The sequence below is a fragment of the Microbacterium sp. PF5 genome, from assembly GCF_004794315.1.
Lineage (GTDB): Bacteria > Actinomycetota > Actinomycetes > Actinomycetales > Microbacteriaceae > Microbacterium > Microbacterium sufflavum.
Genome location: NZ_SSDQ01000136.1, coordinates 19,110 through 28,214, shown reverse-complemented (window position 1 = coordinate 28,214; position 9,105 = coordinate 19,110). Strand labels below are relative to the sequence as shown.

At 69.9% G+C, this 9,105-nt stretch carries 9 protein-coding genes; 3 read left to right on the top strand and 6 right to left on the bottom strand.

From position 1 onward, the window contains the following. Positions 1 to 85 precede the first annotated feature (85 nt). The 6 genes from DW297_RS12685 to DW297_RS12660 form a co-directional block, all read right to left on the bottom strand. A complete protein-coding gene (locus DW297_RS12685) occupies positions 86 to 1,078 on the bottom strand; it encodes an ABC transporter permease (RefSeq protein ID WP_136032931.1) in 993 nt (330 codons plus the stop codon). Then, positions 1,071 to 2,075: an ABC transporter permease gene (locus tag DW297_RS12680; protein WP_136032929.1), complete on the bottom strand. Its 1,005-nt coding sequence runs from the start codon at positions 2,073 to 2,075 to the stop codon at positions 1,071 to 1,073. Before DW297_RS12680 ends, DW297_RS12685 begins: the two co-directional genes overlap by 8 nt. Before the next feature lie 41 nt (positions 2,076 to 2,116). Further along, positions 2,117 to 3,781, bottom strand: coding sequence for an ABC transporter substrate-binding protein (locus DW297_RS12675; RefSeq protein ID WP_136032928.1), 1,665 nt, complete (start codon positions 3,779 to 3,781; stop codon positions 2,117 to 2,119). A gap of 122 nt (positions 3,782 to 3,903) precedes the next feature. Then, positions 3,904 to 5,205 carry a GNAT family N-acetyltransferase gene (locus DW297_RS12670; RefSeq protein WP_136032925.1) on the bottom strand — a complete coding sequence of 434 codons (1,302 nt, stop codon included), beginning with the start codon at positions 5,203 to 5,205 and terminating at the stop codon, positions 3,904 to 3,906. Positions 5,206 to 5,247: 42 nt separating this feature from the next. Beyond that, the gene (locus DW297_RS12665) at positions 5,248 to 5,493 is read right to left on the bottom strand and encodes a zf-HC2 domain-containing protein (protein ID WP_136032923.1); all 246 of its coding nucleotides are present in this window, start codon (positions 5,491 to 5,493) and stop codon (positions 5,248 to 5,250) included. After that, positions 5,490 to 6,152: a sigma-70 family RNA polymerase sigma factor gene (locus DW297_RS12660; protein ID WP_136032921.1), complete on the bottom strand. Its 663-nt coding sequence runs from the start codon at positions 6,150 to 6,152 to the stop codon at positions 5,490 to 5,492. Before DW297_RS12660 ends, DW297_RS12665 begins: the two co-directional genes overlap by 4 nt. 71 nt (positions 6,153 to 6,223) lie before the next feature. Between DW297_RS12660 and aroA the strand changes: the two genes are divergently transcribed. From aroA to bcp, 3 genes are read left to right on the top strand one after another with little or no spacing between them, the layout of a single operon-like run. Continuing rightward, entirely contained in the window at positions 6,224 to 7,540 is a 1,317-nt protein-coding gene (gene aroA, locus DW297_RS12655; RefSeq protein ID WP_136032919.1) for a 3-phosphoshikimate 1-carboxyvinyltransferase, read from the top strand. A gap of 2 nt (positions 7,541 to 7,542) precedes the next feature. After that, positions 7,543 to 8,610 (top strand): ribosome small subunit-dependent GTPase A, encoded by a 1,068-nt coding sequence (gene rsgA / locus DW297_RS12650; RefSeq protein ID WP_136032917.1) that lies wholly within the window; start codon positions 7,543 to 7,545, stop codon positions 8,608 to 8,610. A gap of 9 nt (positions 8,611 to 8,619) precedes the next feature. Further along, positions 8,620 to 9,093, top strand: a complete 474-nt coding sequence (gene bcp / locus DW297_RS12645) for a thioredoxin-dependent thiol peroxidase (RefSeq protein ID WP_136032915.1) — start codon at positions 8,620 to 8,622, stop codon at positions 9,091 to 9,093. Positions 9,094 to 9,105: the final 12 nt, after the last annotated feature.

Sequence of the window (9,105 nt, the reverse complement as noted above, 5' to 3'; positions counted from 1 at the left end):
GTCAACGACACATCGCGGACAGCCTTGACCGGCGGATCCACCTCGTACTCGATCGACACGTTCCTCGCCGACAGCACCGCGTCGCTCATGCGACCGCTCCTTCCCCGCCGACGCCACGACCGGCGCGACGTGCTCGGCGCTGGCGGCGCGCGGCCACCGGCGCGAGGCGCAGCTTCGGGTTCACGATCTCGTCGATCGCGAAGTTGATCAGCGACAGGGCCGTGCCGATCAGCGCGATGATCAGGCCGGGCGGCACGAACCACCACCAGGCGCCGCTTCCCACCGCCTGACCGGTCTGGGCGTCGTTGAGCACCGTGCCCAGGGTGATCGACCCGGTCGGTCCGAGGCCGAGGTACGACAGCCCCGCTTCGCCGAGCACCGCGAAGATCACCCCGAAGATCAGCTGCGCGGCGAGCAGCGGCACCAGGTTCGGGAGGATCTCGACGAAGATCACCCGCAGCGGTCGCTCGCCCGCGACGACCGCCGCGGCGACGTAGTCCCTCGTGCGCAGCGACCGCGCCGTCCCGCGGAGCACCACCGCCGACCCCGCCCAGCCGGTGATCCCGAGCACCAGCGCCACCAGCAGAGAGCTGCGGGCCAGGTCGCCCAGGCCCTCCGTGTGCTGCACGTAGGCGGCGATCACCATGACGAGCGGGAGCCCGGGGATCACGAGCATGATGTTGGTCGCGAGCATCAGGGTCTCGTCGAGCGCTCCGCCGAAATAGCCGGCGAGCACGCCGAACACCAACGCGAGGAACAGCGCCACGACGCCCGCGACCGCACCGACGAAGAGCGAGCCCTGCGTGCCGGTCGCGACCTGCGCGAGCACGTCGAAGCCCAGCTTGGTGGTGCCGAACGGGTGCTCGGGGCTCGGCGGCAGCAGCGGCTCGAAGCTCGCGTCACGCGGATCGCCGAGCAGGAGCGGGCCGATCAGCCCGAACAGCACGATCGCGGCGAGCACGATCATCCCGACGAGGAGCTTGCCCGACAGGCGCGGGAGTCCGCGGCGCAGGCGCGCCGACCGGGCGACGGCCACGGCGTGCGTGGACTCGGACGGGGAGACGATCAGATCAGCCATCGCGGCGCACCCTCGGGTCGATGAAGCCGTACAGGAGGTCGATCAGGAAGTTGGCCGCCAGCACGGTCAGCGTGATGACGAGGAACACCCCCTGCATCAGGGCGTAGTCGAGTCCCTGGACGGACTGGATCATGAGCTTGCCGAGTCCGGGGTAGCTGAACACCTGCTCCGTCACGATCGAGCCTGCAACGACGAAGCCCAGCGCGATGCCGAAGCCGGCGAGGCTCGGGATCGACGCGTTGCGGGCCGCATAGGCCCGGCGGATCCGGGAGGGCCGCAGCCCCTTCGCCTCCGCCGTGAGCACGTAGTCCTCCGACATCGTCTGCACCATCATGTTCCGCATCCCGAGCAGCCAGCCGCCGACCGAGGAGATCACGATCGTGGCCGCCGGCAACAGGGCGTGCACGAACGCACTCGCGAAGAACGCGGGTGTCCACTCCGGACCCGCCGGGAACTCGAACACGTCGTAGCCGCCGATGATCGGCAACAACCCCAGTTGCACCGAGAACACCGCGACGAGCACCAGCGCGAGCCAGAAGTACGGGATGGACTGCAGGAACGTGGTCACCGGCACCAGCTGGTCGACCCAGGTCCCGCGGAGCCATCCGACCCAGGCGCCCGCGAGGATCCCGAGCACGAACGAGATGATGGTGGCTGCTCCGACGAGCGTCACCGTCCACGGCAGAGCCGCGGCGATGAGCTCGCCTACCGGGGCCGGGTATCGGGTCGACGAGACCCCGAGATCACCGTGCAGCAGCCGACCCCAGTAGGCGAGGTATTGATCCCACAGCGTCGATCCCTTCTCCGCGCCGAGGATGGAGGTGATCGCCGCGATCGTCTCCTCGGACAGCGGTCGTCCACCGTTCGCGCGCCGGAGCTTGCCCAGCATGATCGCGGCGGGGTCGCCGGGCAGCAGCCGCGGCAGCAGGAAGTTGAGGGAGATCGCGGCCCAGAGCGTGATGATGTAGAACGCGATGCGGCGCATCCAGAACTTCACGAGCCTCTCCTCTCGTCGGATCGAGCCATGGGTGCTGTGCCCTACTTCTTCGCCGGGCGCAGGTGCGTGAGGATGACCGCGGAGGCCGTCGACAGGTACGGCAGTGGTGCCGCATACATGTCGTCCTCCGTCGGCCAGCCCGTGAAGTCGGCCGTGTTGAAGAACGACTGCGAGGCGTTCAGCACGACCGGGATGTAGGGCAGGTCACGCGCGATCTCGGCCTGCACCGCGGCGTACGCCTCCTTCTTGACCGCCTCGTCCTGCGTCGCGCCGGCCTGCTTCACCGCGGCGTCGACGACGGGGTTGGTGTAGCGGGCGTAGTTCTGTCCCTTGGTGGGCTCCTCGCCGACCTTGGCGCTGGCGGCCGTGGTGAAGTACTGGTCGTAGTTGGAGTACGGGTCGGCGACCAGCGACTGCGTGATGCCGTAGAGGGCGAGCTGGAAGTCGCCGGTCGAGATCGGCGTCCAGTACTCGGCCTCCGACACCGTGCGCGCGTTCACGCGGATGCCGGCCTCCGCGGCCTGTGCGCTGATGAGCTTGGCGGCGTCGTTGTAGTCAGTCCAGCCGTCGGGCGAGAACAGGTCGAGCTCGATCGCGGTGCCGTCCTTGCCGTAGAAGCCGTCGGAGCCCTTGGTGTAGCCGGCGTCTTCCAGGATGCCCTCGGCGGTCGCCGCGTCGGGCTCCTGGGGGCTGACCGCCAGGGACGGATCGCTCAGCCACTTCTCGTCGCGCGGCAGCAGGGCGAAGCTGGGCGATGCCTCGCCGGACAGCCCGGCGAACGCCTTGCTGCTGATGGCCGCCCGGTCGATCGCGAGGTTGAGCGCCTGACGCACGGCCGGGTCGGTCTGGGCTCCCGCGCAGCCCATCGACGTGTCGGCGCAGGTGACGATCACGGTCGGGTCCTGCTGCTGGTTCATCGTGCTGATGCGGCCGTTCGAGGTCACACCGTCCGGGTTGGCGATGAACTGGCCGACCCAGTCGAGCTTGCCGGTCTTGAGCAGATCCTCAGAGGACTGGTTGGAGTCGATGCCGATGTCCTGCACCTCGGTGATCTCGGGCGGGCCGTCGCGGAAGAGCGGGTTCGCCTCGAGCGTGTAGGCGGCGTCGGTGAACGACTTGAGCATGTAGGGGCCGGACCCGACCGGCTCGGGGTTCGTCTCGGTCATGTAGTCGTCGATGTCCGACCAGATGTGCTTCGGGATGATCCAGGTCGAGCCGAGGATGAGCGGGGTCGCGGTGAACTTCGCGGAGGAGTACGTCACGACGACCGTGGTGTCGTCCGTGGCCTCGGCGGACACCATGTCGGGGTCGAGGTTCGATCCGTAGCCCAGGCTGAACGCGACATCCTCGGCGGTGAGGTCCTCGCCGTCGCTCCACTTCAGGTCGGGCTTGATCGTGATGGTGAGGACGGTGCCGTCGTCACTGAACTCGTACGTGTCGCCGAGCATCCCGACCGGCGGGTCGGCGGACAGCTGGTTGAAGAAGAACAGCGGCTCGTAGATCGCGCCGAACGTCATGTGTGTCGCGGTGTCCACCGCGAACGGGTTGAAGTTGTTGGTGATCGGCGTCATCGACCCTGACCACATGCGCAGCGGGCGATCTGTGCCGGATGCGCTGCCACCGGGCGTGCAGCCGGCCAGTGCCAGCGCGAGGGCGGCGGCACCGGCGACGAGAGGAAGGGTCTTCCTCCAGCGGTTGACGTGCATGGAAACCTCGTCTCAAGAGCTTCGTTGCGGAAGTCGAGCAGAGCGGACAGGCATCCGCTCTGAGGCGAGGTTATAGTAAAGGCTCTTTCCAGTAAAGAGGTTTCTAGTTATTCGATTCGAGGTCAGTACCAGATGTCGAGCGACGGGGCGGGGAACGCGGCCAGGGCCCGGTCGAGCGCCCCCACGGCCTCCGGGGAGCCGCTGATGCGGCCGGCACCCGCCAGCGAGGCCGCGCGCACGCTGCCCGCGTACAACGACGACAGCGCCGACACCGAGAGCGTGACGTCCGCCTCCTCGCCCGCGGCCGACTCGACCTCGGCACGCCCCGCGCCGTCCACCCGCATGCGCCACTCCCCCTCGGAGAAGCCCAGCGGGTCTTCCACCCGGATCACGACGTCGAGCGGAGACGAGTACCGGCGCCCCGTGAGAGCGGCAGGCACATCGAGGATGCGCAGCCAGCCGTGGTCGTGCACGATCTGGGTGACGCCGCGCGGGTCGGCGACCAGCCACGGCAGCGCATCATCGAGCGGGCGCAGGTCGGCGGTCACCTCGTCCACCAGGTCGTGCTGCAGCGCGAACCGCCACAGCATCGCGATCGACTCCGGAGTCTCGGCGACCAGCAGTCGCACGTGCAGGGCGAACCGGAACGACTCGCCCTTCTCGCTGACCGCGTACGCCATCACGCCGCGGACCACGCCGTCGGCGTCGACGTGTCGCACGCCCCGCACGCGGTCACGGTCGGTGTCCGACGACTGCAGACCGGCGAGGCCCGTCCAGCGCGCACGCCACCCCGGCACCTGTCCCGACCGCGCACCGCGCGAGCGCTCGTGCACCGCGCCGAGCTCCTGCGCGAGCTGCTCACGATCCAGGTACTCGATGCGCCCCTGCGGTGCGGGGCCGTCCCAGCCCGCGCGCCGCGTATCGACCGTGAACCGCGCGACCGGCACGGCAGACCCGAATCCGTAGCGGCCGTAGATCGTCGCCTCCGATGCCGTGAGCCCGGCGACCGCGACCCCGGCGTCTGCGGCGGCGCGCAGCTCGCCCTCCAGCAGGGCGCGGGCGATACCGCGGCGCCGGTGCGTCCCGGAGACCGTGACCCCGCTGATCGCCCACAGGCCGATCTCGCCGCCGGGCACCGTCATGGGCGTCACCCAGGAGTCGATCGTGGCGACGGGGTGCGGCGCGGTCGCCACGTCGCGCTCATAGACCCCGATGTTGCGGCGGCTGCGCACGGTGGGCAGCCCGTCCGCAAGAGTCTCGGCGGTGGGTTCCGCGCCCAGGAAGCCACGGGCCAGCGCGCGCTGGAACGCTTCGACCGCCGCGGCGTCATCCAGGTCGAGCACCCGGTAGTCGAGCCCCTCCCCTGCCAGACGGTCGACGGAGGTCTGATCGGCGGGGATCCCGCGTGCATCGATGAGGGCCATGCGACCAGCCTATTGGCCGCCGCCGACGCGCGAGCGGGCCAGTCAGTGCTGCGCGGCCTGCACCTCGCGCAGGCGCGCGAACACCTGGTCGCGCAGCTCCTCGGGAGCGGTCTCCTTGCAGGCGCGCGCCACGACCTCGGTGAGGGTGGTGGCCACGAGCGCCTCGTCCCGGCAGGACGGGCAGTTCTCGAGATGCTCGCGGATCTCGGCGTGCTCGGTCTTGCACACCTCGTTGCGGAGGTACTCCTCCAGATCCTGACGGGCCTTGTCGCAGCCGCAGTCGCTCATTTCGTGCTCCTCGGTTCAGCCGCGGCGATGCCTCGCTCGGCGGCATAGTCGGCCAGCAGCTCCCGCAGCATCCGCCTGCCACGGTGCAGACGGCTCATCACGGTGCCGATGGGGGTCTTCATGATGTCGGCGATCTCCTGATACGCGAAGCCCTCGACATCCGCCAGATACACCGCCAGCCGGAAGTCCTCCGGGACGGCCTGCAGCGCATCCTTCACGACCGAGGCCGGCATGCGGTCGATCGCCTCGGCTTCGGCGGAGCGACTGTGCGAGGCGGTGGTCGACTCGGCACCGCCGAGCTGCCAGTCCTCGAGCTCGTCGATGGTGCCCTGGAACGGCTCGCGCTGACGCTTGCGGTAGATGTTGATGTACGTGTTCGTCAGGATGCGGTACAGCCAGGCCTTGAGGTTCGTGCCCTGGGAGAAGGTCGACCACGACCCGTACGCCTTCACGAAGGTCTCCTGCACCAGGTCGGCGGCGTCCGCCGGGTTCCTGGTCATGCGCATGGCCGCCGCGTACAGCTGGTCCATGAAGGGGAGCGCCTGCTCCTCGAACTCGCGTCGAGGGTCGCCGACGGTGTCTGCGGTTGCGGTGTCATCCATCACCGGCCAGTCTAGGCCGCGGAGGTCGATCACCTCGCGCTCCAACGTCGCGGGCATGCCCATCCCTTCCTGCCTCGGGTGCGCCGCTTCTCACGATGACGGCGTCCTGTTTACTAAGGTGAGAACCGATGAGCGCCAAAAGGTATTCCCCCTCCCGTGTGCAGGGCGCCTATCCCGCGCCCACCACCGACGCGCCGGTGCGCGCCGAGCTCACGATCCCCGGATCGAAGTCTCTGACGAACCGTGAGCTCATCATCGCGGCGATCGCCGACGGTCCGGGGCGTCTGATCGCCCCGCTCCACAGCGACGACTCCCAGCGCATGATCGAGGCCCTGCGCGCCCTCGGCGTCGGCGTGGAGGAGGTCGACGGCGGTCACGAGTTCGGTCCCGATCTGGTCGTCACCCCGGCGAAGCTACACGGCGGTGTCACCATCGACTGCGGTCAGGCGGGCACGGTCATGCGTTTCATCTCCCCGCTCGCGGGTCTCGCCGAGAACGACGTGCACCTCACGGCCCACGAGACCGCGCTGCATCGTCCGATGGGCGGCCTGATCAGCGCCCTGCGCGACCTCGGGGTCGACATCGACGACGAGGGCACCTGGGCGCTGCCGTTCACCATCCGCGGGCACGGCCGGATCCGCGGCGGCCGGGTCGAGATCGACGCCTCCGCCTCCAGCCAGTTCGTGTCGGGCCTGCTGCTCGCCGCCCCGCGCTTCGATGTCGGCCTGCACCTCGTGCACACGGGCGAGCGGCTGCCGAGCCTGCCCCACATCGACATGACGATCGAGGCGCTGAGCCGCCGCGGCATCCGCATCGAGCGACCGGCCGTCGGCGAGTGGCTGGTCGAGGCCGGCGTGCCGCGTGCGAAAGAGATCGCGATCGAGCCGGATCTGTCGAACGCCGCGCCGTTCCTCGCCGCCGCGCTCGTCACCGGCGGAGCGGTGTCGATCACCGGCTGGCCGGCGCACTCGACGCAGCCCGGCGCGCTCCTGCCGGAGATCCTGCAGAGCGCCGGCGCCCACGTGTCCCGCCACGGTGGCACCCTCACGGTGCGCGCGGGCACGAGCATCCGCGGCCTCGACATCGACCTCTCCGCGGCGAGCGAGCTCACGCCCACGCTGGTCGGTCTCGCGGCATTCGCAGAGTCCCCGACCACGATCCGCGGCATCGGGCACATCCGCCTGCACGAGACCGACCGCATCGCGGCGCTCGTGGGAAACCTGCGCGCGCTGGGCGGCACCGCCGAGGAGCTTCCCGACGGCCTGCGGATCGTGCCTTCCCCCCTGCGCGGGGGTACGTGGCCCGCGCACCACGATCACCGTATGGCGACGACGGGGGCCCTCATCGGACTGCGGGTGCCCGGCGTCGAGATCGATGACATCGGCACGACCGCGAAGACCCTCCCGGAGTTCACGATGCTCTGGGAGCGGATGCTGCGAGGCTGACGGTGAGCTGGCTCGACGACACCGACCTCGACGACGACTTCGAGGAGTACGACGAGAGCGCGATCCGCACGCGTCCGAACCCGAAGGCGAACCGTCCGCGCACCAAGCGCCGACCAGCGCACGAGGACGCCCAGATCGGCCGCGTGCTCGGCGTCGATCGTGGACGCTATTCCGTCCTCCTCGACGAGGGCACGGCCGAGGAGCACACGATCACGGCCGCGCGCGCTCGCGAACTGCGGCGCACGCCGATCGTGACCGGCGATCAGGCTCGCGTCGTGGGCGACACCTCGGGCGCCGAGGGCACGCTCGGGCGGATCGTGGGCATCCTCGACCGCACGTCCCTGCTGCGCCGCAGCGCCGACGACACCGACCAGGTCGAACGCGTGATCGTGGCCAACGCCGACCAGATGCTCGTGGTCGTCGCCGCCGCCGACCCGGAGCCGAGGGCCCGCCTGGTCGACCGCTACCTCGTCGCGGCGCTCGACGCGGGCATCCGCCCGCTGCTGGTCGTGACGAAGACCGACCTCGCCGACCCCGCGGAGTTCCTCGCCCACTTCGACGGCCTCGACCTGCGCGTCTTCACCAGCGCACGCGACGAGATGCCCGTCGCGGAGATCGGCGAGGCGCTGGTCGGCCACTCGACCGTCTTCGTCGGTCACTCCGGCGTCGGGAAGTCGACGCTCGTCAACGCGCTGGTCCCGTCCGCCGGCCGCGCGACGGGTCACGTCAACCAGGTCACCGGCCGTGGGCGCCACACCTCCTCGTCGACCGTGTCGCTGCGCTACGAGGGTCCGGACGGCACGGGATGGGTCATCGACACTCCCGGTGTGCGCTCGTTCGGCCTCGGACACGTCGATCCCGCCAACATCCTGGCGGCGTTCACGGAACTCGCCGTGATCGCGGAGAACTGCCCCCGAGGCTGCACCCACCTGCCTGATGCGCCGGACTGCGCCCTCATCGAGGCCGCGGAGCGCGGAGAGCTGAGCGAGACGGGCCGCGCGCGCCTCGACTCGCTGCAGCGCCTCCTGCAGACGTTCGCCGACAAGGCGGAGCAGACTCCCGGCCGATAAAGTGGACGGGTGACTGAGCGCCTGGAACCCGGCACTGCCGCCCCTGACTTCTCCCTCCTCGACCAGGACGGGAACCCCGTCTCCCTGGCCGACCTGCGCGGCCGCAAGACCGTGCTCTACTTCTACCCCGCTGCGATGACCCCCGGGTGCACGACCGAGGCCTGCGACTTCCGCGACAGCATCTCGTCGCTGCAGGGTGCCGGCTACCAGGTCGTCGGGGTCTCTCGCGACGACCCCGCCACCCTGACCACCTTCCGCGAACGCGACGCTCTCACGTTCCCGCTGCTCAGCGACCCCGACCACGCGGTCCACGAGGCGTACGGCGCCTGGGGCGAGAAGATGAACTACGGCAAGGTGGTCGAGGGCGTGATCCGTTCGACCTTCGTGCTCGACGAGGAGGGCGTGATCACGCTCGCGCAGTACAACGTGAAGGCCACGGGCCACGTGGCGCGACTGCGCAAGCAGCTCGGCATCGACGCGTGAGCGTGGCGCCGT

Bases quoted from the DNA above. Each gene is read 5' to 3' on its own strand.
- DW297_RS12685 (WP_136032931.1), bottom strand. From the start codon at position 1,078: ATGGCTGATCTGATCGTCTCCCCGTCCGAGTCCACGCACGCCGTGGCC.
- DW297_RS12675 (WP_136032928.1), bottom strand. From the start codon at position 3,781: ATGCACGTCAACCGCTGGAGGAAGACCCTTCCTCTCGTCGCCGGTGCC.
- DW297_RS12670 (WP_136032925.1), bottom strand. From the start codon at position 5,205: ATGGCCCTCATCGATGCACGCGGGATCCCCGCCGATCAGACCTCCGTC.
- DW297_RS12665 (WP_136032923.1), bottom strand. From the start codon at position 5,493: ATGAGCGACTGCGGCTGCGACAAGGCCCGTCAGGATCTGGAGGAGTAC.
- DW297_RS12660 (WP_136032921.1), bottom strand. From the start codon at position 6,152: ATGCCCGCGACGTTGGAGCGCGAGGTGATCGACCTCCGCGGCCTAGAC.
- aroA (WP_136032919.1), top strand. From the start codon at position 6,224: ATGAGCGCCAAAAGGTATTCCCCCTCCCGTGTGCAGGGCGCCTATCCC.